The following is a 24,994-nucleotide window of genomic DNA, read 5'->3' as shown; positions in this document are numbered from 1 at the left end:
GTGCCATCTCCGCCCAAGGCGACAGTCAGCACTGGTACGCCTATCTCGGCGGGCGGCAAGCCGATAGAGGTCATGCCCGTCTCCCGCGCGTCATCGAGCGTCAGTACCGGGCGAAATCCCGAACCTTGAAGCCACTCGACAAGCTCCCGGACTGCCGACACGCTAGCCGGTTTGGCGGTATTGGGAACAAGTAGTACCCGCACTGTCACGCCCCTAACTTCTCGTGTGCCTCGGCGACGATCGCCTCGACATCAATGGCCGCCTCGGAAAGACCTGTGCCCTTTTGCGCCCACAACCAAAACTCAATATTACCCTTAGGCCCCGTTATAGGCGATACGCACGCCCCTCGGGTGGTCGCCCCCAAATCTTGCATCCCGTCACATGCGCGCTGCAAAACCTCGCGATGGAGTAGCGGATCGCGCACGACACCCCCTTTTCCCACACGTCCCTTACCAACTTCAAACTGAGGTTTTACCAGGGCAAGCAAACTCCCCTCCTCGGCGAGAAGATCGATCACACGACCGGCCACGACAAGAAGGCCGATAAAGGACACATCGACCACGGCCAGATCGAAGGGTGCGCCGAGGGCCTCCGGTGTCGCATGCCTGATATTGGTTCGCTCGAACACCGTGACCCGCTCGTCTTCGCGCAAGCTCCATGCCAGCTGCCCATATCCGACATCCACAGCGGTCACGCTGCGAGCGCCGCGTTTTAGCAGGCAATCGGTAAATCCGCCGGTCGACGCGCCGATGTCGATCGCGCGGACCCCTGAGACATCGAGGCGAAACTCATCCAGCGCGCCTTCGAGCTTGAGTCCCCCACGAGAAACGTACTTCTTCGCGGCAGCCACTTCAATAGTCGCGTCGTCGTCCACCCGTTGGCCCGGCTTGATAGCCTTGACAGAAGCGACTCTCACCTCTCCCGCAAGAACGGCGGCACGCGCCTTTTCGCGAGTCAGGAAGAAGCCTCTGCTAACCAAAACGTTGTCGAGCCGCTGATGCGCCATCTTTGATCCTGGTCTGATGTCTCGCGTCGCCCATGTCGAGCAGCCTGCCGAGAACCGCTCCGCGAATTCCCTCCGGCGTCAATCCAACCTCTTCGAGCAACTTATCGGTCGCGCCGTGCGTCACGAAGCAATCCGGTATCGCAATGCGCAAAACGGGTGTCGCCGAGCCCATGTCGGAAAGCGCTTCTAAAACCGCCGATCCGAGTCCGCCAAGGCCGGTGTTCTCCTCCACGGTTACGATGAGCCTGTGATTTTTGGCCGCACCAAAGAGTGTCTCCATGTCCAAAGGTTTGACCCAACGCATGTCGACTACGGTCGCCGAGATATCGTCATCGGACAGTAGCTCGGCAGCACGCTCCGCTGCGGCGACACTTCTTCCCGCAGCCACGAGCGCGACATCGGAGCCAGTGCGCTTTATTCTAGCTCGGCCGACCTCCAGAACCACCGGAATCTCAGGTACTGCCACCCCCGGACCAACTCCGCGAGGGTACCTGATCGCAGTCGGAATGTCGTGCGAAAGTGCGGTGTGCAGCGCATGAACAAGCTCGGCCTCATCGGAAGGGGCGAGCAGCATGAGATTCGGCACGGATCTCAGATACGTGAGGTCGAATACACCGTGGTGGGTCGGACCATCCTCTCCGACCAGTCCCGCCCGATCCAGGCAAAACACAACCGGCAGATTCTGCAGGGCGACATCCATGATTATCTGGTCGTAGGCGCGCTGGAGAAAGGTGGAGTATATCGCCACGACCGGGCGCATTCCGCCGAGAGCCAGGCCGGCCGCAAACGCGACCGCATGCTGCTCGGCTATGCCGACATCGAAAAAGCGCTCAGGGAAGTGTCGCTCAAACAGGTCAAGGCCGGTGCCCGAAGGCATCGCCGCAGTAATAGCCACAATTCGATCGTCGCGGGCGGCCTCTCTAACCAGGGCCTGGCCGAACACCTCGGTATAAGCAGCGGTCGCGGTAGCACCTGAAGATTCGGATTTTCCGGTCTCCACCGAAAAAGGGCCGACTCCATGAAAGGTATCGGGTTTGTCCTCGGCGTGCTCGTAGCCCGCTCCCTTGCGAGTGACGGCGTGTATGATCACCGGGCCGTCGACGAGCTTTGCGAGATGTACCGCCGATTGCACTGCGGTAATACTGTGTCCGTCTATCGGCCCCACATACTTGAGGCCAAGCTCCTCGAAGAACATGCCCGGGACGAGCAGCTGCTTGACCGACTCCTTTGCCGCCTCGCCCGCGGCCACCATAGCCGCGCCGATACGGGTACGGGCCAAGGCTGACTCGACGTCGTCCCGAAGACGGTTGTAGCGCGGATCGAGCCGCACCCTGGCCAGATAGCCAGCGAGCGCTCCGACGTTTTGGGCGATCGACATCTCATTGTCGTTGAGCACGATGATAAGCTTTGTTCCGAGGTGACCGATGTGGTTCATAGCCTCGAAAGCCATGCCTCCGGTCATTGAGCCGTCTCCGATCACCGCGAGAACACTCTCCTCGCCGCTTCCCGCGTCACGGGCGAGCGCGAGGCCGTGCGCTACAGAGAGGGAATCGGATGCGTGCCCCGTGTCGAAGGCGTCGTGCGGGCTCTCGGCCCTCTTCGGAAATCCACAAACGCCGCCGTACTGCCTGAGGGTGTGAAAATGCTCCCTTCGGCCGGTAAGCAGCTTGTGCACGTACGATTGATGCCCCACGTCCCAGATGATCCTGTCACTTGGGCAGTCAAGGGCTCTAAGCATGCCGATAGTCAACTCGACCACCCCGAGATTTGGGGCTAAATGGCCTCCATTGCGCGCCACAGTAGCGACGAGCTCCTGCCGGATCTCCTCTGCAAGTGTGCCGAGCTGGCTCTCGCTCAAGTCACCCAGCTGACATGGGGAGTCTATGGTGTCCAAAATCCTGTCAGGGCCCAAATGGCACTCCCTTAGTTGTCCGGCGATTCCACAGCCTGTTCGTCGCCTGATTCATCGGAGCCTTCAAGCACGCTCCGCCATTCGGTGTGGTCGGACTTCTCGGTGCAGATATTGGCGAGCTTGACGCCCTCCTCCAGCAGATCGAGGCTCTCCTCCAAAGAGACGTCCTTCTTTCTTACCTGCGCCACTATCTCTTCGAGTCTCTCTCGCGCCTGCGTGAATGTGTGCTGTTCGTCAGACATCCTTTCGGATCGAACCGTCCTTTCTTTTCGCCGCCGAAGCAGCAACCTTGCCGAGAACCCCGTTTACGAACTTCGAGGAATCCTCGCCGCCATAGATTTTGGCTAGCTCAACGGCCTCGTTGATCGAAACCGAAACCGGTATGCCCTCCAAAAAAAGTATCTCATAAGCGGCCAAACGCAATATGTTGCGATCCACCAAGGGCATACGCGCTACTGTCCAGTGCTCCGAGATAAGTCCCAACGTCTCATCGAGATCGCTCTGTCTGGCCTGGACTCCAGTGATTAGCTGGCGGCAGTAGGGCAAAGGCTCACCGCTCTCTTCGCTGTGCGAGCCGGAGTGCAAAATGGACTCGACGCTATCGCCGGTGATCTCACGTTGATATAAAATGTGCAGCGCCTGCTGTCGCGCGCGTGAACGTTCAAGCATGACTGGTTGCATCCACTCCCTGCTGCCCCCCCCTAGGAGGGGAACTCTATTCCGTCTACGAATACATCGACGGAATCGGTACTCAATCCGGCCTGACTTGCGAGAGCTTCGGCAACAGTGGCCTGAACCGCTGAAGCTACACTGTGCAAGGGGTTGCCATATACAACGCAGATGTGGACGGAAACCTTCGCGCGGCCACTCTCATCGACGAGCACTTCGACAGATCGGCCGGCGGTGCGGCTGCTGGATTTTCTCATCAGCCGAGCAAGTCCCGATGGACAAACCCGGGCAACACCCTCCACGCTTTCGGTGGCCAGCGTCACGATGGTATCGAGAACCCCAGGCGCGATCCCTACTCCTTCGACTTTGATCTCTTCAGACATCTCAAAACCCCACAGACGGAATCGGACTGATCATTTAAGGGACATATGGCTATCTATGAAATCAGTATAAACTTCCCCGGCCTGAAAGGCAGGTATCTCAATCACCTGTTGATGAAATGGAACCGTTGTCGGGATTCCGACGATGATGAACTCATCGAGCGCCCTTCGAGCCCGCGCGATCGCCTCATCACGGTTCTCACCCCAAACAATAAGCTTCGCAAGCAAAGAGTCGTAGTTCGGGGGAACCGTGTAGCCGGAGTACAGATGGCTGTCCACCCGCACACCAAAGCCACCCGGAGGATTGTACACCTTGACCATGCCCGGATTCGGCCGGAAACCATGCGCCGGATCCTCGGCGTTTATCCTGAACTCTATTGCGTGTCCACGCATGACGATGTCGTCCTGATTGCAATGCTTCATGGGGTGACCCGCGGCGATACGCAGCTGCTCCTTGATGATGTCTACGCCCGTAATCTGTTCGGTGACAGGATGCTCCACCTGTACACGAGTGTTCATCTCCATGAAGTAAAATCTTTCATCGGCGTCGAGAAGAAACTCCACTGTGCCGGCGTTTACATAGTCGACCGCCCGCACAAGCTTCAACGCCGCCGATCCCATCTCGGCACGAAGTTTTGAGTCGAGAGCCGGCGAGGGGGCTTCTTCTATCAGCTTCTGATGCCGCCTTTGAACCGAGCAGTCCCTCTCGAAGAGATGGACAGCGTTGCCGTGCGTATCGGCAAGGACCTGAAACTCGATGTGCCGAGGGCGAGCGAGGTACTTCTCGAGGTAAACACCATCGTGTCCGAATGCCGCTCCTGCCTCATTTCGCGCGGCGACGAAGGCGGATTCGAGCTCGCTTTCTTCCGAGACAACCCGCATCCCCTTGCCACCGCCACCGGCGGAAGCCTTGATGATCACCGGGTAGCCGGCCTCGGTCGCAAAGTGCAGCGCATCTGCGACGGTCTCGATCTCCCCGTCGCTTCCGGGCACACAGGGTACGCCAGCGGCCATCGCAGTCGCACGCGCCACAGACTTATCACCCATGCGCTCTATGGCCTCTGGAGACGGCCCGATAAACACGAGCCCCGAATCTTGAACAGCGCGCGCGAACGCCGCGTTCTCGGCGAGAAAACCATACCCCGGGTGAATCGCCTGCGCACCGCTCATAAGCGCGGCCGAGATCACGTTGACCATGTTCAGGTAACTTTTGCTTGAAACTGGCGGGCCGATACAAACAGCGCTGTCGGCCATTCGGGCATGCAGGCTGTCGCGATCCGCTTCACTGTAAACGGCAACAGACTCTATGCCAAGCTCCTTGCAAGAGCGAATGACACGGAGTGCGACCTCACCACGATTGGCGATCAATATCTTGCTGAACATCCGCGAAACCTACGCCGGCTCGTAGTAGAAAAGGGCGGTACCGTACTCCACCGCAGCAGCGTCTGGCAGGCACACTTCACGGATAACTCCGGCCTCCTCGGCGGTGATCTCGTTCATGAGCTTCATCGCCTCGAGAATGCAAAGAGTCTGATTTTCCGCTACCGAATCCCCGACCTGGACGTACTCGGGCGACCCGGGAGACGGAGAGCGATAGAACGTTCCGACCATAGGAGCGATAACAGGTTTCCAGTTCGCCGGTCTTTGATCGCCATTAGGTGAGTGGGCCGGCGAAGTTTGTGCAGCGGCGCCCGAAGCAGATGCGGCAGATGCGGAGTCCTGACGGGACTGACTGGCGGCAAAATCGCCGGATCCGGTTGTGCCCTTTCGAACTACGATCCTGGACTCGCCTTCCTCAATCACGATCTCGCTTACATCGGAAAGCTCGATGATCTTCACGATCTCGCGGACTTTATTGACATCCATAGACTCATCTCCCTCCATGACGGTTTTGACCTCTTCGCCCATCCTGAAAACGGCGCCGGTCAGACCGTCCTTGTTTGCCTGCAGGTAGTTGCGCGCCTCGTTAGGGAAGAGGGCATACATTAGTACGTCCTCCTCGCTTTGAGCAAGCTCTCCGATCTCGGCCTCTATCTCGGCGTAGGTCGTTGTCGCCAGTGAGCCCGGGCGCACATCGGGCGAGAGCGGCTGCTCATTGCCCAAAACTTTCTCGACGATCGCGGAGTTCATCGGCCCTGGAGCACGACCGTACAGCCCGCGGATGTAATCCTTCATCTCCTGCGGCACGACGTTCCAGCGCTTGCCGGTAAGGACGTTTATCACCGACTGGGTGCCAACAATCTGTGACATCGGAGTGACCAGCGGAGGATACCCCACCTCGGCGCGAACCTTCGGTATCTCGGCGAGAACCTCTACCAGCCGGTCACTGGCGTTTTGCAGCTCAAGCTGGCTAATGAGGTTAGAGAGCATTCCTCCAGGAACCTGATGGCTGAATACCTGCATGTGCATCAGTGAAGTCACGCCGCGCTTGAAGTTGTTGCGAATGCGAACATCCTCCCAGTACTCGGCGATCTCGAAAAGCAGCTCAAGATCGATCCCGGTGTCGTACTGCGATTCCTTTAGAGCGGCGACTATCATCTCGACAGCCGGCTGACTGTTGCCGAATGCCAGCGCGACAACCGCCGTATCGATGATTTGCGCGCCTGCTTCGATGGCTTTCAGGTAGTTCATCGGCGCCATCCCGCCGATGTAGTGGCAGTGCACCCTGATCGGAAGCCCTATCTCCTTTTTCAGCGCCGCGACCATCTTCTCGGTGCGAAATGGAGTGAGCATCCCCGCCATGTCCTTGATTCCGATGATGTCCGCCCCGGCGTCTTTGAGCTCCTGGGCGTGCTCCAGATAGGAATCGAGTGTGTGGACCGGGCTGACCGTGTAGCTAAGCGCGCCTTCAAAGATTCCGCCGCACTCTTTAATCGCTTCTGCGGTGACCTGGATATTGCGGATGTCATTGAGCGCGTCGAAGTTTCTGAAGACATCGATGCCGTTGCGCTTGGAAGCGTGCACGAATCTGCGGCAAAGATCATCTGAGTAGTGCCGGTAGCCTACCAGGTTCTGGCCGCGAAGCAGCATCTGCAATGGGGTCTTCGGGCAGCTACGCTTGATAGCCCTCAGGCGGTCCCAGGGGTTTTCGTCGAGGAACCTCAGTGCGGCATCAAAGGTAGCGCCGCCCCACACCTCGAGCGACCAGTAGCCGACCTGATCCATCTTGTCCAAAATCGGCAACATATCACCCAGGCGCATCCTCGTCGCCCAAAGGGACTGGTGCGCATCACGTAACGTTGTGTCCGTGATGAAAACAGGCTGCATACACTACTCCTTCACCAAGCTGACTGCCGGCAATCATGAATCAAACGCGGGTTACATACCGCCCATCGCGTGTGTCGATCCTGAGCCTGTCGCCGTTCTCGACGAACATCGGAACCTGCACGACAGCTCCGGTCTCAAGGGTTGCAGGCTTAGTGGCTCCCTGCACGGTATCTCCCTTGAATCCAGGATCCGTCGCGGTAACCTCAAGCTCAACGAACATCGGAGGCTCAACGCCTATGTGCTCGCCATCTGCGGTCAATATCTCGACTTCGTCGTTCTCCCGAAGCCACTTGGCTGCCTGACCGACAAAGTCCGAGTCCAACTCTACCTGCTCGTAAGTGTTGGAGTCCATAAAGTGGAACGAAGATCCGGATGAGTATAGAAACTGCATCTTTTTCGTCTCCACTCTGACATCATCGAACTTCTCGCCAGCGCGAAATGTGTAGTCTACGACCCGTCCGCTCTCGAGCTCTTTTAGCTTCGTGCGAACAAAAGCGCCGCCCTTACCAGGTTTTACATGCTGAAACTCCACGATCACCCAGCGCTTCCCTTCGTGGACAATGCACATGCCGTTTTTGAAGTTGCTAGTGGAAATGGCCATCTTTTAAGTTCTTGCCTTTCGATATCAGATTTCCAGGAGTTCGCGTGGCGAGCTGGACAGTACGGTACAACCGTTATCCTCTACCACGACCAGGTCCTCAATTCTAACACCGCCGAGGCCAGGAACATAGATGCCTGGCTCGATTGTAATAACGGAGCCCGAGAGCACGGCATCTCTTCCGCGCGGACTCACAGTAGGCAGCTCGTGAACCTCGAGCCCAACGCCATGCCCGAGTCCATGGCCAAAAAGGTCACCGAAGCCTGCCTTGTTGATAATTTGACGCGCAGCCTCGTCGATTACATATCCGCGCAGTCCACCGCGAACAGCGGACAATCCGGCTTCCTGCGCCTCTTTCACCAGTCCGTAGATCTCTTTTTGCTGGGCGGAAGCCTTGCCGATAACTACAGTTCTCGTCATGTCGGCGCAATACCCGCCGACTTTCGCCCCGATATCGATGGTAACGAAGTCGCCGGCCGAAAAGTTGCGATCGCTGGCTATGGCGTGAGGTCTCGACGAATTGACGCCGCTTGCGACTATCGGCCTGAACGCGAACCCCTCAGAGCCATTTTGGCGCATGAAGACCTCGAGTTCCAGGGCAATATCGCGTTCAGAGGCTCCAGGAACCAGATGGGGCAGGATATGCTCGAACGCCCGGTCGGTCAGGGCAGCCGCCGCCCTGATGCGCTCGATCTCATGGACCTCCTTTACCTGACGGATCTCCTCTATCCATTGATCTACCACCTCGATATTGCCCTGAAAGCGCTCAGAGATGTAGCGAAAGCGGCCGTAAGGGACAGAGGACTCGATCGCCAGAGAGTCAATTCCGTCGGTGGCGATATCTTCGCACAAGCGGATGTAAAGCGAGTCGCTCACTGTCCTCAAGACCCACTGTGTCGATTCGCATGCCTGGTTCACCGCTGCTTCATAGCGAAAATCGGTGTATACCCAAGCTCCCGTCTGACTGATGACACATGCGACGTTCGAACTCTCATCGAATACGCCCTCAAACCCTGTCAGGTAGAGCATGTTCGTGGAGTCGGTCACCACTATCGCGCTGAGCTCAGCGTCAGCAAGGCGCCGCCGGAGAAGAGCTATGCGATGATCCGTGTTCACGACTTTTCCCTCGCCTTCTCGATGGCGGCTCGAACACCGAGAACATAAGAGTACGGCCCGAAGCCGGATATCTGGCCGACACAAACCGGAGCGATGACGCTTTTCCGGCGGAACTTCTCGCGAGAGGCGATGTTGCTCAGATGGACCTCTATCACCGGGATGCGGCACGCAGCCACCGCGTCACGCAACGCGTAGGAGTAATGCGTGAGCGCGCCTGGGTTGAAAACGACCGCGTCATACCGGCCGCAGGCATCCTGGAAGGCATCGATCAGGGCACCTTCGTGATTGGATTGCAAGAACCCGATCTCGGCGTTGGCAGCGCATGCTTCCTGCGTGACAGTCGCCTCGATGTCTGAGAGCGTAGTCTTGCCGTAAACCTCAGGTTCACGGCTCCCGAGAGTGTTGAGGTTCGGGCCATTGATAACAAGTATGCGCAGCATCGTTGCCCCCAGTCTCTAACCAAAAGGTCGATATCGTCCCTTACGCGGAATCCATCGCTCAACCAGCAAGAAACGCCATGAGCTCCTCGGCGATCACGCGATCTTCTACCGGCAAGACCACATGAGAGCCCGGAGCAACGGCAAGAACGAAACGGATCACTCCGCCGCGCGCCTTCTTGTCGGATCGCATAACATAGAGTATCGCATCTGCATCCACTTCGCCCACCCTCGACGTCAAGCCGAGGTTGTAGAGCAGTCGCTCCTGCCGAGAAGCGAAGTCGGGCGGCGCTGCGCCGAGCCTCACTGCAAGACGCGCCGCAAAACGAATTCCCCAGGCCACAGCCACTCCGTGCGAAACGCAACCGTAGCCCGCAACCTTCTCGATAGCGTGACCAAGAGTATGACCGAGGTTCAAGGACTCACGCAGCCCGGCCTCTCGCTCATCGGCTGCGACAACGCCGGCCTTGAATCGCACACTCTCCTCGACAGCGTGACCTGTCGATGCGATATCGCGCGCAACGAGCCTCGGGGCGTTTCTCTCCATCCAGCCGAGAAAATCCTCGCCGGTAAGTATCGCCGATTTGGCGACTTCGGCCAGACCGCTTTCCCACTCACTTTTCGGCAAGGTAGAGAGCAGCGAGATATCGGCCACAACCGCTTTGGGTTGAATGAATACTCCTGCAAGGTTTTTTCCGGCCGCAAGATCCACGCCCGTCTTGCCGCCCACAGAAGAATCGACCTGGGAGAGCAGCGTTGTTGGAATCTGGAAGTAGTCGACTCCGCGCATGTATACACCCGCGCAAAAGCCGGCAAGATCCCCCACCACCCCGCCGCCAAAGGCCACTATGGCGTCTTTTCGCTCAAGACCGCCCGCGGCCAATCTCTCCAGTAGATCTCCGGCTACTCCCCAGCTTTTGCTGGCCTCGCCAGACGGCACCTCCAGCCATAAAACGTCGAGCCCAACGCCGAGAAGGGAATCTCGGAGTATCTGTCCGTGAAACTCGGAGGCTGTCGCATCAGCGATCACGGCAACTCGACTCGAGCGAAGATGCTCGGCGATGATCCGGCCGGAATCGTGAAGCAACCCCTCCTTGATGTTGACGAAGTAGTCGCCGGAGCTTGTCTGAACCTCAATCCTGATCACGGCAGGTCCCCGCCTACCGCTTCTGCAATCAGGGACGCCACTTCCTCTATGGAGCGCCCTCTGGTGTCGACGACCTGGTCCGCGAGTGCCGCGTAGAGCGATTCGCGTGCCTGCAAAATACTGGTAGCCGCCAGGGCGCCGGAAGGCCCTGATAAAAGGGGTCTCGTGGACGTATCCCCTATCCTGGCCAGAGCCTCTGCGGCGTCTACCTTGAGGTAGATCACCTTGCCAGCTCGCTTGAGAGTCTCCCTGTTGGCAGGCGCCAAAACAACGCCGCCTCCGCATGCGACCACGGAGTCGGGAGAGCCTTCTGTCTTTAGCAACGCCTCGGTCTCGAGCGCACGAAATACCTCTTCGCCCTGGCTCGCAAAGATTTCTTTTGCCGACATGCCACTCGCCGAGAAGATAGCCTCATCAAGATCCACAAATGGCCTGCCGAGCTTTTCAGCCACCACCCTGCCGACGCTGGACTTGCCGGCGCCCATAAAGCCCACCAAAAACAGATGGCCCATCAGCGGACGATCCTTTGGCGATACGCCTCCAGTGCACACTGGATGTCGGAGAGATTGCTGCTGCCAAAAGATTTCATGTAAGCCGCCGCCAATACCATCGCAACCTCGGCCTCCGCCACAACTGCAGCAGCCGGAACAGCGCAAACATCCGAGCGCTCCTTGCAAGCATCTACGGGTTTTAGGGTTTCGATATCTACCGAGGCAAGCGGTGTCATCAGTGTGGGTATGGGCTTCATTGCGGCGCGAACCACAAGGGTCTCTCCGTTAGTCATGCCGCCCTCAAGCCCGCCCGCATGATTTGTAAGCCGATGATAGCCGCGGGCCTGATTGTGAAATATCTCGTCGTGAGCGAGCGATCCGGTGACCGCGGCGAGCGCAAATCCGTCGCCGAACTCCACGCCCTTTATGGCCGGAACAGAGATGATCGCAGCGGCCAGCTTGGCGTCCAGGCGAGAATCGGCCTGCGCATATCCGCCGAGTCCGGGAACGAGTCCTGTAGCGAAGACAACGAATGTGCCACCCAAGCTCTCTCCGGCGGCAGCCGCCTCATCGATGGCAGCACGCATCAGCGCTGAGGCCTCGGTATCAGGGCAGCGAAGGTCACTCTCTTCGATTTCGGCTGGATCGAGTGATTCGTAATCAGGCACCAAGCCCATGCGAACGGCGCCGACTGAAGCTACGAAGGAAAAAACCTCCACACCCAGCTCCTGGAGAAATGCGCGTGCCACCGCCCCGGCTCCAACTCGAGCTGCGGTTTCGCGCGCACTCGCACGCTCCAGCACATCACGAATGTCTGTGGAGCCCGTCTTGAGCAAACCAGGCAGATCGGCGTGGCCGGGTCGGGGGGCGGTTACCTTCGCAGGCGAGGCAGTAGAGCTGGGAGCTACCTGCATGATGTCGGTCCAGTTATCCCAGTCCCTGTTCAAAATGGTAAGAGTAACCGGGGAGCCGATCGTGTGCCCAAATCTGACCCCTGAAGAGATGATAGCCCTGTCCTGCTCGATCATCATTCGGCCACCACGGCCGTAACCCGTTTGCCTGCGAGCGAGATCCGCATCTATCGTTCGATGCTCAATCGGAACACCGGCTGGAACATCGGAGACTATCGCGGTAAGTGCTCGTCCGTGTGACTCACCGGCTGTGACGTAGCGCATCGGAAATCCTCACTTTGACTTCGCTATTTAGCGATGGGGACCCGAGCGCCGGGGGCGGTCTCGTCCGTTATCACGCCTTGCCCGATCGAAAGCGTAATGGGGACGTCCCCGAAGAGCATTACCACCGAGCCCGAGTTGATGCTTTGCACGAGCCACGGGGTTCCGGGAATCGACTCGCCTTGCGCCAAAGTATGCTGAGTTGCATTGAGCTCCAGCAAGGCCCTGGAAACGCCGTCTTCGACAACGACGTTCAGAAGATAGAGCACATCGGGATCTAGCGTCGGGGTAGCTTCCTGCCCGGGCGCTGTGATCAACGATGGCTTGAGCACCGGGTCGAATATGTCGCGGAATGTGAACAGCTCGGTGTAGCGTAGCGGTTCAGGCTCGACGATCTCGACTTCGGCGGTAGGAGTGGTCTCCTCGACAACTACGGGCTCGAGGTTTTGCAATATGTCCTCGGCGGTACCCCTCAAGAAGTTCAAAACAAGGAAAGCAGCGGCTACGGCAAGAAGCAAGACAAGCACAACAGCACCGACAACTATGACAATACGGTTCGAAGCGAATCCGAACGGCGCTCTGCCTTTGCCTTCTGTCGAAGCATTCGATGTCACGCTGTCATCCACGCTGAAACCTTTCTTTGGCGTTCATATCACGGGGCCGGCACTGGTTCGGGAGTAGTCGCTTGATCCGGCGGGGGCTCGCCCATAGTGTAAATCTCGATCGTCATCGAAGACTGAACCAGATTGCGAGGATCGGGCTCCACGGGGGGTGTCACCTCGGCGGCGGGCGCGGGGGGCTCAAAATCCGATATCGTGAAGTCAACTATCCGAATTTGCCGTGTAACCCTTCGTAGACGCTGGAGCATATCTACCACGTCGACCCACTCGCCCTGAACGACCAGAGTGATTGAGATAGTTTCGTACCCCTGCTCAGCGGGCCCTGGTTCGCTCGGAGCCAATTCAGCAAAGTCGAGATCGGACTCATTGATGACGTCCTGAAGCTCAATGATAAACGTGGGTAGCTCTGGATTTTCTGGAAGCTGGTTTGCGAGTCTCATGATCTTCGCTTCAGTCTCCGCAGAGCGTGCCTTGATGTCTTGCCTTTGCCCAAGCAGAGCTCGAGCAGCGTCAGCGTCAGCCTGGGCCTGGGCAACACTCTGGTCTAGACCAGCCAGACGCGTGAACTGAGGAACCACAAGCAAAGCGACGATCAGGACCGCGACGAGCACCATGACCACTATCACCGCTATGAATCTCTGTTGTACTGTAAATTTCATCTCATCGGTACCTTATGTTGTCCTTTAGCTCATTGGGCCGGCGGGGCGGGCGGGGCAGGTACAACGGTTGTTACTTGTGCCGGTCCAGGTGGGCGCACGACGCCGGTCGTCACTTCGAATTCGATAACCGGGCGCTCACCCTCGTCGCCAACGGCAAACATGGCCTTTCTAGAGGTTGTCAACCAAACATTTTGCAGCAACTCGAGACCGCCGAGGCGAACCAACGTCCTGGCGACCGCCTTGTGTCCAGAATCGGGTACATCGGTAGCCAAATCGACGGCGATGCCGCTCATCAGCAAGCCATCCTGCTCGGAGGCCCTAAGTTCCGTGAGCCACACATCGGGCGGAAGTACCAGGGAGAGCTCGTTTGCTATCCTGCTCCAGTCTACCCGCTGGGCCAAGGCTACCTCCGCGATTGCTAGCCGTCGATCGAGATCCGCTTCCTTGTCCTCGAATATCTTAAAGGCCTCCGCCTGGGCGCTCAGTGATGCCGCCAGCTCAAGATGCGACTGAAGCTCCGCATTGCGCTGAGAGACAACCCAACCCAACCCTGCATAAGCAACAAATAAGATTACGTAAACGATCAGGCCGGCCACCAATACAAAGCCGATCCTGCGTTCAAACTTTCGCTTCTCGGCTATCTCGCGTGGGAGCAGGTTGATGCGCGCCATACTTACCGCACACCTCCCAACGCAAGGCCAACAGCGGGAGCTATTCCCATGCGGTCAACGCGTACAGCATTCTCGAGGGCAGGGGCTACCTGCAAGTGCGCAAGCGGATCGGCCAGTAGCACTTCGGCCTGAAGGCCCTTGGAAAGATACTGCGCGAGGTGAGCGAGCTGAGCCCCGCTACCTGTCATGTATATCTTGCTGATAGTCTTGGCTTGAGTAGCCTGGGTCAGGTAGTAGTCGAGAGAACGCCGAACCTCGGCGATGAACTTGTTGACCTCTCTTTCGAGAGCGTCCCTGGCCACTTGCACAGACTGATCCTCGGAAACACTGTCCCCGCCCTCAATATCGGGCAGTCCCGCTTTTAGCTTGAGCTCTTCGGCCTCGTCAAAGGTGAGGTTTAAGACGTTCGAGATCGCCTGCGTGAACTGGTTGCCGGCGATTGAGGAGACTCGGGTAAAGCGCGGAACTCCCTTTTCGAGCACGGCTATGTTGGTCATACCCGACGAGATGTGGATGACGCCAATAGCTTCTTCCGGGCCATCGACTTCGGCGGGCAGAACACTTTCGGTGATGCCAAGCAGCGCACGCGCAATGGCAAACGATGTGACATCGATAAGGGTGGGCCGAAGACCGGCGCCTTCCACAGCGGCAACCACGCTGCTTATCATGTCGCGCTGTGCGGCGACCAGAAGCACCTCCATCATGTGCTCGTCTGAAGGCGTCATGTAGTCGCCGATGATCTGAAAATCCAATATCGCGTCCTCAACAGGGATCGGGATATAATCCTGCGCCTGATATTGAATGGCACCCTGAAGCTCTGCGTGATCCATATAGGGAAGGTCCACCAGACGAACGACAACCTTTTGATTCGATACGCCGACAGCGACGTCCTTACCTTTGAATCCCCCGTGGCGCCACGCCTCTTTGATCGCCGAGGAAACCGTGGCTGGATCGACGATTTCGCCATCGACAACCGCGCCAAGCGGCATGCCGGCCTGACTGTAAGCGAATAGCTCAAAGCCCGCGCCCGACGGCTTGAGTTGCGCGATTCTAATCTGGTCTGTGCCTACATCAAGCCCTGCCGGTATCGGCTGAGAACCGAGGGAGGTAAAGCTCACAACTTCCCCCTTCTACCATCACTGTTACGACACAACTACGAACAATACTACAACTAACACACCTCATGCAGGTTATTTTACCCATATGGTAGCAATCAATGCAACATCTCGCGTTGCCTCAAAAAAAGAATGGAGGATCGGCACGCTTCTCACTGTCGTGCCCACCCTCCGATACTCACCACGTTCAGCCCAAACCCAGGCATCGCATGGGACACCACATCGCCAAGGTTTGGGCTCGTCCTTAAATCCATGTTGTTGTTCCCGCTGACTTCGATTCCTTGAGAAATGACTGAGCCGACCATCATCACACGCGCTTCGATGATTATCTGCCGGTCGGCAAAGAACGCTCCCGCATGTGTCGGCACGCCATCGGGGTTCTTCGCGTTCCCTCCGGAAGAAATGCCTAAACGAATGGTCCCCGGCGTGGCTATCCCGACCACCTGATCCGAAAGAAACCTCTGGTTGGGAAGTTCCACCCCTGTCGGCACCACGCCTGGAAGTAGCCCATTGAGGGGGACGAAGTCACTGTTTACGAACCGCACATCGCCGTTCGCGACGATGGTGCCGTTTCCGACGTAATTGATCCTGCCGCCGGTGAAATCGAGGGGCCCATCGATGAACACAGTGCCCCACACGGTAAGCGTGCGACGGTCAGGGTGAGGATCCCATGCGAAATCATCTCCAGGGCGGCCAAACGGCTGGCTGCCACCGATCACAAACGCGGTCGTACGGCTCCGGTCCCTTACCGAGTTATTGTCGATCACTTTATACGCATCCGCCCTCGCCCCGGCGGCTGCGATCCCTAAGTACTGGCGCGGACCGCTAGGGGGCGGAACCGGTCCCCACTCGCTGTTGCTCGCGGTTGGCCTGAGAGCAGGATCGCCCTGGATGTTGTCCTGCGACTGCGCGACCGCTTGCGCGTACGTCGCGTCAAGGTATGCGTTATCGACTCTTGGGATGGTCATCTGAGGCACTGACCGGATGACGCGGGTGACCGCCGGATTCACTACTCTGGGATCCGGGTGGGCCGGGTCAACATAGAGGAGCCCAACATCAACCAGGTACCCTGACTTGACGTCGAGTGTGCCCCCGTTGATGTAAATCGGTCCCCATCCAAAACCGCCTGCCATCGAATTCCCTAGATTTTCACCTTGTCTCAAGTCATCGAGCGTGTAGAACGGTCCGAACACGGAGGCATTCCCATTAAACTTGCCGCCCGCGCTCTGGTTGAACCCCGACCCGTACGCGATGTTCATCCCGTAAAGATCCATCACGAAAAGACGCACGCGTATCGTTTCAGCCGAACCGTCCGTTCCGCGACCTACTGAAGTCAAAACGATCTCGTGCACCGAGCCGACGGTGGCGGTGACGGTCGCTTCTCCCGACCCCAGCTGGGCACGCGTGAAGTGCATCGGGAAATCGTTCGCGCGATACCCGCTCAAGCGGAGTCGCGCAATGGCGGCGTCAAGCGCGCCGTTCGCGGCTTGGAATCCTTGGGCCTCTTGAGTGTTGACGTTCGCCTCATGAAAGGTCTGATACGCTAGCGCGAAACCGCCAAAAGCAACGACAGTGAGAACCGATATGATTCCCATGACAACGACCATCGCGTATCCCGCGTCACTGACTCGCGTCCGATTTATGAGATGTGCCAACGCAGACATCCTTCGTGCCTCTCTACTCTATGAGTCCCGGTTCCTGAACGCGGCTCGGACCGAGTCCTGAACAACTCGGCCATCCACCGTCGAACGAATCGTGATCTCCACACTGCGCGCAGCGTCTGGCACCCGGGACATGTCGGCTATCGGCGCACCACTCGCGTCGAAGTACCGGAACAGCGGTACGCCTGCGTCCACGTTAGTCACCCGTGTTCCCCACCGTGCCACACGCTGCACAGGCAACACCCGCACGCCTGAACTGTTCAGCAAGAACACCTGCTGCTCGATGTACGTGTCACCGCCTTCCGTCACGAGCCGAAAGTTATGCTGCTCTTGTTGGTCGTTGAGATCTTGATCGGTTCTAACCGAGAGCGTCATTCCCGTGGGAGCGGGTGACACCTCGATACGGTGGTTCTGTATGAGGATCTCGCTGATTCTCGTGAGCGGGTATGTGATCTCCCTGGCGACTAGCGATTGCCTGTCAGCATTACGCTGTCCTATAGATACGACCTGGGAAATCGAGTACGCGAGAGCTAACACAAAGCCAAGCAACGTGAGCGAGACGATAAGCTCCGTGAGAGAGAACCCGTCGTCTTTTCTCGCCTGTAAGCACCGTACCCTCACTGCAGCCACATCCCCCAGTCGATAGCTGGGGCCGGGGGGGTGACCGTGGGCGGGTTTTCCCAGCGCGCCCAATTATCGGCACCGCGTGCAGCCTGGCCGATGTTATTCTCCGCGCGGCTGAAGCGAGCGAACGACGACGGAACCTGCACCATGGTGCCTCCGGCGGGCGTCACTGTCACGAGGCAGCGAAACTCGATCCATCCCCTGTTTTCGATGTTACTGTGGGTGAACCTGCCGTTTCGAGGCGCCTGCCAGTTCGTAGTGGTGAAGCGAGGGCTCGACGAACCTGTGCCCGCAAGATCTATCCATGTACCGGTCTCCTTATCTACATGGTACCGGTACTGCCACCGGTAGTTGACAGAGCCCGTCGAAAACGTAGGCGCGTTTGAAGTCAGGTCCAGATTGAATTGAGCGCGCGCGTTGCTTCCTCCCACATCGGTCACTGTTACGGTAGCCGCAAACGACCCCCGCGAGATAAAGAACGCCGAGACCGGACCGGCTGTGAAGTGCGGGGTGGTCTGTCCTTCCGCGAGCGGGCCACGTGAGGTGACATCGACCCTATACCGGCTGAGGGGTAATGTCGCGCCGGTCCAGCGCTGACGGGCGGTCCAGTCCACCGGGGTCACGATAGCGGGCGTACCCACCATGTTGAACGCCGACGACGTCGAAGACTGTATACGCCAGTCGACTTGATACGATCGAACCCAGTCGGTGCCGTCTCTAGCGGGAACCCATCCGAATGTCACCGAGTTCGCCGCGGAGTTGACTGCATCCACGACGGGCTGTCCCGGCGGATTGGGCGGGAAGTTGTCCACGGTCAGGCTCCACGCGCGCACAGTAAGCTGGTTTCTGCTGTCCCGGGCCGATGCGCGCATCTCGTACACACCATCGGGAAAGCTGGCGCCCTCTGTGGTAATCCTAGTCGTGTCCCAGAACCCGGATACACTGTCACTCAGTTCGGTGGTGAGCTTCTCAAGAACCAGAGAGCCTCCCGCAGTGATATCGATACGCCTCAGCGTGACGCCGGATCCACCCGCTTCCGCCGACAATCCCACCGGCACACTCGTGCCACGAACCGCGCCGCTCATAGGCATACCGGTGCGCAGCTCTATGGTCGGTGGCGGGACTTGCGGCTCCCCGCCGCCGCCTCCGCCTCCGGGAAGAGTGCCTGTCGCCCTGAGGTTGCTGATATTTGTTCCCGTTCTGAAGGTGTGCACTCTGCCATCCGGTCCGACCGCTCGTGCTACTACCGCCACGTTCATGTACGCAGGACTTGCCGTGCCTGGGTCTTGCTCGGCGAACCACTGTGGCGTGACGGTCGCCGAGATCGAGACCGCGACTCCATCGATCGTCCTTGAATAGGCGCCGGCGATCTGATTGACCCGCGTCTGGTTCACCTCATTGAACGGAACCCGCCGCACCTCCTCAAGAAAGCCGTTGGCCGCGTTCACGCCCGCTGCGTTTGCCTTAGATGCGACTCCGAGCATCGTTGATGTCGCGACAAGCCCAAACAGGGCGGTCGCGACGAAGAACATGATGGCCGAGGCCATCAAGATTTCGACCAGCGTAAAGCCCTCATCATCGGCGCGCTTATTCCAAGCGCAATTAACTGGCAACACTTTTCGCTCCTGCACTGTAAAGGCGCCACCGCCGCCTGATCAACCATGCGGCATAGGTGACCCGCAACTCCTTTCCTATCAATTATACCTATCGACACAAGGCCAGTGACACTTGACTATCTTATGCCGAAAGTCAGATCGTTGCCGGATGACTAACTCACATCTACCAGCGCCACGTACCAGTGCCACACATCGGGGCCGAAAAGCGCCACCAGCACCGCTGCTGCGGCCAAAAACGGCCCGAATGGGATCCGCGCATTGATGTCCAGTTGCTTTACAGCCGCGCCAGACAGAGCCCAGAGGGCTCCCAGCACGCTTCCTGCAAAGAGCACTCCGATCGTGTACACGCCAAGAAAGGGTCCAATCGCCGCCAGCAGCTTCACATCTCCCATTCCCATGCCCGCCCTTCCACGCACGCCTTTGTAGAGCTGCGCCATGGCAAGGCTGACTCCACCGGCGGTAAGTGTGCCGATCAAAGCCTGCAGTAGAGGCGAGCCAATGGCAGGCTCATGCGTGAACGGAAGTACGGGAACAGCGGCAAAGTGCGAGTAGACAGCGAGAGCCGCACCAAATACCCCGAGCGCTCCCACGATCGGATTGGGAAGGCGCATCGTGTCGATGTCTATGAATGTCAGGACCAGAAGTGTCCAGAAGAATATGCCAACGACGATCGCCTGCGCCCCAACGCCAAAGAAGAGTGCGGCGACAAGCCAGAGCAAAGCGCTTAGCAGCTCAACGATCGGATACCGCGCCGAGATCGGCGCCTGGCAGGCTCGACACCGTGCGCGCAGCAAAAGCCAGGAGAGCACGGGGACGTTGTCTCGCCACGTTATAGCGGCGGCACATTCGGGACACGCGGACGGAGGAGAGACGACCGACTCCCCCCGCGGGAAGCGCCAGATGACAACATTGGCGAAGCTACCAAGAGCAAGGCCGAGCAGAAAGAGCCCTACGAAAAACCATAGATCGATGAGGTCCAATACTCACTCCCGTAGTGATTGTTCCTAAGGGTAACAAGAGCGCCACTTTTAGACGGCGCGCACTCAGAATAGCGCATGTGGGATACGAGGCGCGATGAAGGCCGACGCATGGATCGCGCCGGCCTTCCCTGACCGCAACTAATGCTCTGACCTACTGGAAGCGTCCGTGTGCAGCAACGGCATCCGGGCAGGTAGTCGTACCGTTTGTAAGGTCGTAGGCCACGCCGTTCGTCGGGCACTCAGGTATCTCCGCGATGAAAGCAGGTACCAGCTCTCCGGCACCCGATGCAATCGCCCCGTCCAGATCTGCGATGTTGCGTCCCACCTCACTCGCGACCCACGTCTGCGCCGCACCCTCGATCGTGCGCTGGTTCGCATGGCACGTCCGCTCCTGGGCGGTAGCGCGTGCGGCATTGAAGACTGGTATGGCGATCGCGACAAGTATACCGATAATAAGAATTACGACCATCAGCTCGACAAGGGTGAAGCCCTCGTCCTTCCTACGAAACATCTGCATCGGTGTTCCTCCTTCTCTTCTTGATTACATTGCACCAAACAAACTTTACACTATCTTTTATCGGACAAATCACTAGAAGCCTTTAGCGGATATCAGAAAACTTTCAAAGTACCTTACGGTTACTACTGAACGAGCGTGATGACCTGGAACATCGGCATGTAGAGTGCAACCACCATCGCGCCAACAACCCCGCCTAGCGAAGCCATCATCAGCGGTTCGATAAGCGACGTCAAGCTGTCAACCTGCGCCGAGACCTCCTCGTCATAAAAATCAGCTATTTTGTTGAGCATCGCGTCAAGGGCGCCGGTCTCCTCGCCGACCGCGATCATCTGTACCAGCATCGACGGGAACACCTTGGAATCGGAGAGCGGTTTTGCGATCGTTTCCCCTTCCTTTATCGCCGAGCGGGCTTTCTTCACCTCGCGCGCTACCACCTCGTTTCCAGCCGTATCCGCGACTATATCAAGTGCCGAAAGTATAGGAACGCCCGCAGATACCAGCGTGCCAAAGGTGCGCGTGAAACGCGCCAGGGAGACTTTTCGGTTCAGCTGACCAACGACCGGAGATTTGAGCTTGAAGGCGTCCCAGATAAAGCGCCCCGTGGCTGTTGAGACCCAAAACTTGAACGCGAAGCTGGCTGCAAAAAAAGCAACCACGAGAATAATGCCGCCTATGCCTGCCACAAAGTCCGAGATATTCACCAGAACCTGAGTCATGAAGGGTAGCTGGCCGCCCATGCTGGCGAACATTCTTTCGAAAGTAGGCACCACAAAGATCATCATGGCGGCCAGGATCACAAGCACTAGTCCACCCATTGCGATCGGATAAGTCATCGCGGACTTGATCTTGCCTTTGAGCGCCTGCTCGCTTTCAAAGTGATCAGCAAGGCGCACCAACACCTCGTCGAGCACACCGCCGGTCTCGCCGGCTCTCACCATATTCACGAAAATGGGCGGGAAGGTTTTGGGGTGCCTCCCGAGCGACTCGGAAAGGGACTGTCCCGCCTCGACATCACGAGAGATCGCCTGGATTATCGTGCGCAAGGCATCGCTTTCGGTCTGTGCCGCCAGAATTGAAAGACACTTTGTCAGAGAAAGTCCGGCGTTGATCATCGTGGCAAACTGACGCGAAAAGATCGTGATGTCCTTTGGCTTGACATTGCCGCCGCCGATCTTCAGCTGGCTTAAAGCGGCCAAAGCCGATTGCTGATCGAGCTCGAGGATGATGTAGCCCATCTGCCTCAGCTTGGCACTAACGGCGTCTCTACTCTCGCCTTCGAGAGAGCCTTTTACGATCTTTCCGGATTTGTCCCGGACCGAATAGTTAAACGTAGCCATTAACATCTACTCCTTGCGCAAACTACCTATCACGAATAAGCGACTCAAGCGTACCAGTATCCACGGCGCGTTGCATGGCTATATCGTAAGCGATTTTGCCCTGCAGATACATATCGGCAAGCACACTGTCCATCGTTAGCATCCCTTGAGAGAGGCCGGTCTGCATAGCCGTGCTCAGCTGATAGGTCTTGCCTTCCCGGATTATGTTGCGAATACCTGTCGTCGGAATCAGCACTTCCGCGGCCACGACGCGGCCATTGTTGTCGAGGCTGGGCAGCAACTGCTGGCTGACTATACCTTTTAAAACTCCAGCCAGCTGTACTCTTACCTGGTTTTGCTGATGTGGCGAAAAAACATCAACGATCCTGTCGATTGTCTGAGTGGCGTCAATTGTGTGCAGGGTCGCAAAGACCAGATGTCCGGTCTCGGCGGCTGTCAATGCGGCTGAGATCGTCTCTAGGTCACGCATCTCGCCGATCAAGATCACATCCGGGTCCTGGCGCAACACGCTTCGCAGTGCCTGCGCGAAAGAGTGAGTGTCACTTCCGACCTCACGTTGATTGATAACGCTGAGGTTGTGGGAGTGCAGGTACTCGATCGGATCCTCGACTGTGATGATGTGCTCCGTGCGTGTGTTGTTGATGTAATTGAGCATCGCCGCCAAAGTAGTCGACTTGCCGGAGCCAGTGGGCCCGGTAACGAGTACGAGCCCCCTAGGGTTATCGGCTATGCTCTCTAACACCGGCGGAAGCCCCAATTCCTCTATCGATCGTATATCCTTGGGAATCAGGCGAAACGCCGCGCCCATGCTGTTTCGCTGAAAATACGCATTGACGCGAAAGCGCGCCTCACCCGGAATCGAATGTGCGAAATCACACTCCAGCTCCCTTTCCAGCTTGGAACGCTGGGCTTCAGACATGATCTCAAAGAGCAGTTGCTGAATTGAGCTGCATGTCAGGACCGAATCACCGATCGCCCGCAAAGCGCCGTTAAGACGAATCACTGGCGCGATACCAGCGGTCAGATGCAGATCGGAGCCGCCCCTGTCGCGAGCCGCCAGCAGCAGCTGATTCAGATCGTATGGCATCTTTGAATCCCCCACCGGGCCTCCCCGTATAGTTTTACACTATAACGCGCATTATCTCCTCGATCGATGTCGCTCCCATTCTAACCTTTTCGAGACCATCTTGCCTTAGCGGCAACATACCCTCGTCTATCGCTACCTGTTTGATCTTCTCGGCGCGCGCCTCTTCCACTGTCAGGCGGCTGATTTCCTCGGTCATCAGCAAAACCTCATGCACACCCATTCTACCCTTGTAACCGGTGCCTCCACACTTTTTGCAGCCTTTGGCCTTGAAAACTTTTTCGGGCAAGTTGTCAGGATGATAGCCCACTTCAATCAAAACACTATCGGCTGGCCGGTATTCCTGCTTGCAGCTGGAGCACAAGCGCCTAGCCAGGCGCTGCGCAAGAATACAGTCGATGGCCGAGGACACCAAAAACGGCTCCACGCCCATCTCGATCAGGCGAGTTATAGCGCCCGGGGCATCGTTCGTGTGCAGGGTCGACAGCACAAGGTGACCCGTCAAGGCGGACTCTACCGCGATTTTCGCGGTCTCCTGATCCCGAATCTCACCGACAAGAATGACATCGGGCGAACAGCGCAGAAACGACCGAAGTGCGCGAGCAAAGGTCAAGCCCGACTTGGGCGCGACCTGACACTGGTTGATACCATCAAGACGATACTCCACCGGATCCTCGGCGGTTATGATATGCCTGTGAGGCGAGTTCAAGACGTTGATCGCCGCATAAAGAGAGGTGGACTTTCCTGACCCCGTGGGGCCGGTGACCAAAATGGCCCCGTACGGTTTTTTGAATGAGGACTCGAAACGTTCGAGCACTGAAGGCAGAAACCCAAGGTCAGAGAGTTGCAAAAGGATCGCATCCTTGCGCAGTATGCGCAATACAACTCTCTCTCCATAAACGGTCGGAAGGGTTGAAACTCTGAAGTCGATGCTGTGACCGGATATCGTCACAGCGCAGTGACCGTCTTGCGGCTTTCGGGACTCGGCGATGTCCATATCGGCCATGATTTTGAACCGGCTGATGATCGAGGCCTGCACGGTACGGGGGCTGCGCATTATCTCGTGCAACACTCCGTCTATCCGAAAACGAACCCTCAGATCATGCTCTTGAGGCTCGATGTGAATATCGCTGGCTCGCTCGGCGACCGCTTTTTGAATGATGAAATTCACCAGTTTGACGATGGGCGCGTCAGAGGTTACGTCTTTTAGCTGCTCAAGTTCGGACTGGTCCATATCCTCAGTGCCGACGAAGGTGTCATCCTCCGTATGTTCCGCGACCTTGTAGTGCTCCTCGATCGCCGCCATGATGTCTTCTTTGGTGGAGATTGCTGGCTTGACTTCAAAGCCAGTGACAATCCTGAGATCATCGATGGCCAAAATGTTTTGCGGGTCGGCCATCGCTACAACTAGCTCGCCGGATTCCGAAATCGAAACCGGCATCAGCGTATATCTTTCCGCAAGCTCTCTTGGAACTGCGGCCACCGCGGCCTGTTCGGGGCGTTTTTCATTGAAGTCGATATACGCTATGCCAATCTGTGAGGCCATGACCGAGAGAATCGCACCCTGTGAGGCATACCCTAGGTCAACGAGCACGCGGCCAAGCGGACTCCCGGTTGCCGAGTGAACCTGCAGCGCATCCGCGAGTTGTTTGTCAGTGATTATGCCGGCTCGCATTAGAAGCTGGCCGAGTCTTTGTCCCGCGTCAATCAAGAGGTCCTCCTCCCGAGTTTGCCCGCTTGAAATCATCGATTATGACCTGAGCGTATCCTACAAGCAGATCGTACGTGCGGCTACCCTGCTTCACGCCCACCCTCGCTTCACCAAACCACATCTCGACAGGAGCGACAGGGGTGTAGGGCTCGGGCTGCGGCGCAGGTTCGGGTTCGGGTTCGGGCGCAGGCTCGGGTTCGGGCT

Annotated in this window: 27 protein-coding genes; all 27 read right to left on the bottom strand. The window is 57.8% G+C overall.

Features of this window, described 5'->3' with window-relative positions; all coding sequences use genetic code 11:
* A partial coding sequence (locus tag KGZ89_08710) for a hypothetical protein (protein ID MBS3974931.1) occupies positions 1–203 on the bottom strand: 203 nt, incomplete at its 3' end.
* A gap of 2 nt (positions 204–205) precedes the next feature.
* Positions 206–1,006: a TlyA family RNA methyltransferase gene (locus tag KGZ89_08705; GenBank protein ID MBS3974930.1), complete on the bottom strand. Its 801-nt coding sequence runs from the start codon at positions 1,004–1,006 to the stop codon at positions 206–208.
* The gene (gene dxs / locus KGZ89_08700; protein ID MBS3974929.1) at positions 972–2,903 is read right to left on the bottom strand and encodes a 1-deoxy-D-xylulose-5-phosphate synthase; all 1,932 of its coding nucleotides are present in this window, start codon (positions 2,901–2,903) and stop codon (positions 972–974) included. Before dxs ends, KGZ89_08705 begins: the two co-directional genes overlap by 35 nt.
* A 26-nt stretch (positions 2,904–2,929) precedes the next feature.
* Positions 2,930–3,160, bottom strand: a complete 231-nt coding sequence (gene xseB, locus KGZ89_08695) for an exodeoxyribonuclease VII small subunit (GenBank protein MBS3974928.1) — start codon at positions 3,158–3,160, stop codon at positions 2,930–2,932.
* The gene (gene nusB, locus KGZ89_08690) at positions 3,153–3,587 is read right to left on the bottom strand and encodes a transcription antitermination factor NusB (GenBank protein ID MBS3974927.1); all 435 of its coding nucleotides are present in this window, start codon (positions 3,585–3,587) and stop codon (positions 3,153–3,155) included. Before nusB ends, xseB begins: the two co-directional genes overlap by 8 nt.
* Positions 3,588–3,619: 32 nt before the next feature.
* A complete protein-coding gene (locus KGZ89_08685; GenBank protein ID MBS3974926.1) occupies positions 3,620–3,970 on the bottom strand; it encodes an Asp23/Gls24 family envelope stress response protein in 351 nt (116 codons plus the stop codon).
* A 30-nt stretch (positions 3,971–4,000) separates the two neighbouring features.
* Positions 4,001–5,350, bottom strand: a complete 1,350-nt coding sequence (gene accC, locus KGZ89_08680; GenBank protein ID MBS3974925.1) for an acetyl-CoA carboxylase biotin carboxylase subunit — start codon at positions 5,348–5,350, stop codon at positions 4,001–4,003.
* A gap of 9 nt (positions 5,351–5,359) precedes the next feature.
* Complete coding sequence (gene accB / locus KGZ89_08675; GenBank protein MBS3974924.1) at positions 5,360–7,234, bottom strand: acetyl-CoA carboxylase biotin carboxyl carrier protein; 1,875 nt, start codon at positions 7,232–7,234, stop codon at positions 5,360–5,362.
* Between the two features lie 40 nt (positions 7,235–7,274).
* Positions 7,275–7,835, bottom strand: a complete 561-nt coding sequence (efp, locus tag KGZ89_08670) for an elongation factor P (GenBank protein MBS3974923.1) — start codon at positions 7,833–7,835, stop codon at positions 7,275–7,277.
* A gap of 24 nt (positions 7,836–7,859) precedes the next feature.
* Positions 7,860–8,948, bottom strand: a complete 1,089-nt coding sequence (locus KGZ89_08665; protein MBS3974922.1) for an aminopeptidase P family protein — start codon at positions 8,946–8,948, stop codon at positions 7,860–7,862.
* On the bottom strand, positions 8,945–9,388 hold the full coding sequence (gene aroQ, locus KGZ89_08660) for a type II 3-dehydroquinate dehydratase (protein ID MBS3974921.1): 444 nt from the start codon (positions 9,386–9,388) through the stop codon (positions 8,945–8,947). The genes KGZ89_08665 and aroQ overlap by 4 nt, the downstream gene beginning before the upstream one ends.
* A gap of 58 nt (positions 9,389–9,446) precedes the next feature.
* Positions 9,447–10,532 carry a 3-dehydroquinate synthase gene (gene aroB, locus KGZ89_08655; GenBank protein ID MBS3974920.1) on the bottom strand — a complete coding sequence of 362 codons (1,086 nt, stop codon included), beginning with the start codon at positions 10,530–10,532 and terminating at the stop codon, positions 9,447–9,449.
* The gene (locus KGZ89_08650; GenBank protein MBS3974919.1) at positions 10,529–11,044 is read right to left on the bottom strand and encodes a shikimate kinase; all 516 of its coding nucleotides are present in this window, start codon (positions 11,042–11,044) and stop codon (positions 10,529–10,531) included. The genes aroB and KGZ89_08650 overlap by 4 nt, the downstream gene beginning before the upstream one ends.
* On the bottom strand, positions 11,044–12,198 hold the full coding sequence (aroC, locus tag KGZ89_08645) for a chorismate synthase (protein MBS3974918.1): 1,155 nt from the start codon (positions 12,196–12,198) through the stop codon (positions 11,044–11,046). Before aroC ends, KGZ89_08650 begins: the two co-directional genes overlap by 1 nt.
* Before the next feature lie 23 nt (positions 12,199–12,221).
* Entirely contained in the window at positions 12,222–12,821 is a 600-nt protein-coding gene (locus KGZ89_08640) for a hypothetical protein (GenBank protein ID MBS3974917.1), read from the bottom strand.
* 26 nt (positions 12,822–12,847) lie between these two features.
* Positions 12,848–13,474, bottom strand: coding sequence for a type 4a pilus biogenesis protein PilO (pilO, locus tag KGZ89_08635; GenBank protein ID MBS3974916.1), 627 nt, complete (start codon positions 13,472–13,474; stop codon positions 12,848–12,850).
* A 29-nt stretch (positions 13,475–13,503) separates the two neighbouring features.
* Positions 13,504–14,145 (bottom strand): hypothetical protein, encoded by a 642-nt coding sequence (locus KGZ89_08630; GenBank protein ID MBS3974915.1) that lies wholly within the window; start codon positions 14,143–14,145, stop codon positions 13,504–13,506.
* A 2-nt stretch (positions 14,146–14,147) separates the two neighbouring features.
* A complete protein-coding gene (gene pilM, locus KGZ89_08625) occupies positions 14,148–15,263 on the bottom strand; it encodes a type IV pilus assembly protein PilM (GenBank protein MBS3974914.1) in 1,116 nt (371 codons plus the stop codon).
* A gap of 149 nt (positions 15,264–15,412) precedes the next feature.
* Entirely contained in the window at positions 15,413–16,915 is a 1,503-nt protein-coding gene (locus tag KGZ89_08620) for a hypothetical protein (protein ID MBS3974913.1), read from the bottom strand.
* A 27-nt stretch (positions 16,916–16,942) separates the two neighbouring features.
* A complete protein-coding gene (locus tag KGZ89_08615) occupies positions 16,943–17,542 on the bottom strand; it encodes a prepilin-type N-terminal cleavage/methylation domain-containing protein (GenBank protein MBS3974912.1) in 600 nt (199 codons plus the stop codon).
* On the bottom strand, positions 17,539–19,161 hold the full coding sequence (locus KGZ89_08610; protein MBS3974911.1) for a hypothetical protein: 1,623 nt from the start codon (positions 19,159–19,161) through the stop codon (positions 17,539–17,541). The genes KGZ89_08615 and KGZ89_08610 overlap by 4 nt, the downstream gene beginning before the upstream one ends.
* A gap of 152 nt (positions 19,162–19,313) precedes the next feature.
* Positions 19,314–20,141, bottom strand: coding sequence for a prepilin peptidase (locus KGZ89_08605; protein MBS3974910.1), 828 nt, complete (start codon positions 20,139–20,141; stop codon positions 19,314–19,316).
* Between the two features lie 151 nt (positions 20,142–20,292).
* Positions 20,293–20,658, bottom strand: coding sequence for a prepilin-type N-terminal cleavage/methylation domain-containing protein (locus tag KGZ89_08600; protein MBS3974909.1), 366 nt, complete (start codon positions 20,656–20,658; stop codon positions 20,293–20,295).
* Positions 20,659–20,780: 122 nt separating this feature from the next.
* Positions 20,781–22,001, bottom strand: a complete 1,221-nt coding sequence (locus KGZ89_08595) for a type II secretion system F family protein (protein ID MBS3974908.1) — start codon at positions 21,999–22,001, stop codon at positions 20,781–20,783.
* 16 nt (positions 22,002–22,017) lie between these two features.
* Positions 22,018–23,082 carry a type IV pilus twitching motility protein PilT gene (locus tag KGZ89_08590; protein MBS3974907.1) on the bottom strand — a complete coding sequence of 355 codons (1,065 nt, stop codon included), beginning with the start codon at positions 23,080–23,082 and terminating at the stop codon, positions 22,018–22,020.
* A gap of 34 nt (positions 23,083–23,116) precedes the next feature.
* Positions 23,117–24,826 (bottom strand): Flp pilus assembly complex ATPase component TadA, encoded by a 1,710-nt coding sequence (gene tadA / locus KGZ89_08585; protein ID MBS3974906.1) that lies wholly within the window; start codon positions 24,824–24,826, stop codon positions 23,117–23,119.
* On the bottom strand, positions 24,783–24,994 hold a 212-nt coding region (locus KGZ89_08580), incomplete at its 5' end, for a hypothetical protein (protein MBS3974905.1). The genes KGZ89_08580 and tadA, both read right to left, overlap by 44 nt.

It is taken from the genome of Actinomycetota bacterium (genome assembly GCA_018334075.1).
Taxonomy (GTDB): Bacteria; Actinomycetota; Coriobacteriia; order Anaerosomatales; family UBA912; genus JAGXSC01.
The sequence above is the reverse complement of the archived record's forward strand: the minus strand, read 5'-3'. Positions and strand labels throughout refer to the sequence as shown.

Coding starts and splice junctions, on each gene's coding strand:
- KGZ89_08705 (MBS3974930.1), bottom strand. CDS start 1,006: ATGGCGCATCAGCGGCTCGACAACGTTTTGGTTAGCAGAGGCTTCTTC.
- xseB (MBS3974928.1), bottom strand. CDS start 3,160: ATGTCTGACGAACAGCACACATTCACGCAGGCGCGAGAGAGACTCGAA.
- nusB (MBS3974927.1), bottom strand. CDS start 3,587: ATGCTTGAACGTTCACGCGCGCGACAGCAGGCGCTGCACATTTTATAT.
- KGZ89_08685 (MBS3974926.1), bottom strand. CDS start 3,970: ATGTCTGAAGAGATCAAAGTCGAAGGAGTAGGGATCGCGCCTGGGGTT.
- accC (MBS3974925.1), bottom strand. CDS start 5,350: ATGTTCAGCAAGATATTGATCGCCAATCGTGGTGAGGTCGCACTCCGT.
- accB (MBS3974924.1), bottom strand. CDS start 7,234: ATGCAGCCTGTTTTCATCACGGACACAACGTTACGTGATGCGCACCAG.
- efp (MBS3974923.1), bottom strand. CDS start 7,835: ATGGCCATTTCCACTAGCAACTTCAAAAACGGCATGTGCATTGTCCAC.
- aroQ (MBS3974921.1), bottom strand. CDS start 9,388: ATGCTGCGCATACTTGTTATCAATGGCCCGAACCTCAACACTCTCGGG.
- KGZ89_08650 (MBS3974919.1), bottom strand. CDS start 11,044: ATGGGCCATCTGTTTTTGGTGGGCTTTATGGGCGCCGGCAAGTCCAGC.
- aroC (MBS3974918.1), bottom strand. CDS start 12,198: ATGCGCTACGTCACAGCCGGTGAGTCACACGGACGAGCACTTACCGCG.
- pilO (MBS3974916.1), bottom strand. CDS start 13,474: ATGAAATTTACAGTACAACAGAGATTCATAGCGGTGATAGTGGTCATG.
- KGZ89_08630 (MBS3974915.1), bottom strand. CDS start 14,145: ATGGCGCGCATCAACCTGCTCCCACGCGAGATAGCCGAGAAGCGAAAG.
- KGZ89_08600 (MBS3974909.1), bottom strand. CDS start 20,658: ATGCAGATGTTTCGTAGGAAGGACGAGGGCTTCACCCTTGTCGAGCTG.
- KGZ89_08595 (MBS3974908.1), bottom strand. CDS start 22,001: ATGTTAATGGCTACGTTTAACTATTCGGTCCGGGACAAATCCGGAAAG.
- KGZ89_08590 (MBS3974907.1), bottom strand. CDS start 23,082: ATGCCATACGATCTGAATCAGCTGCTGCTGGCGGCTCGCGACAGGGGC.
- tadA (MBS3974906.1), bottom strand. CDS start 24,826: ATGATTTCAAGCGGGCAAACTCGGGAGGAGGACCTCTTGATTGACGCG.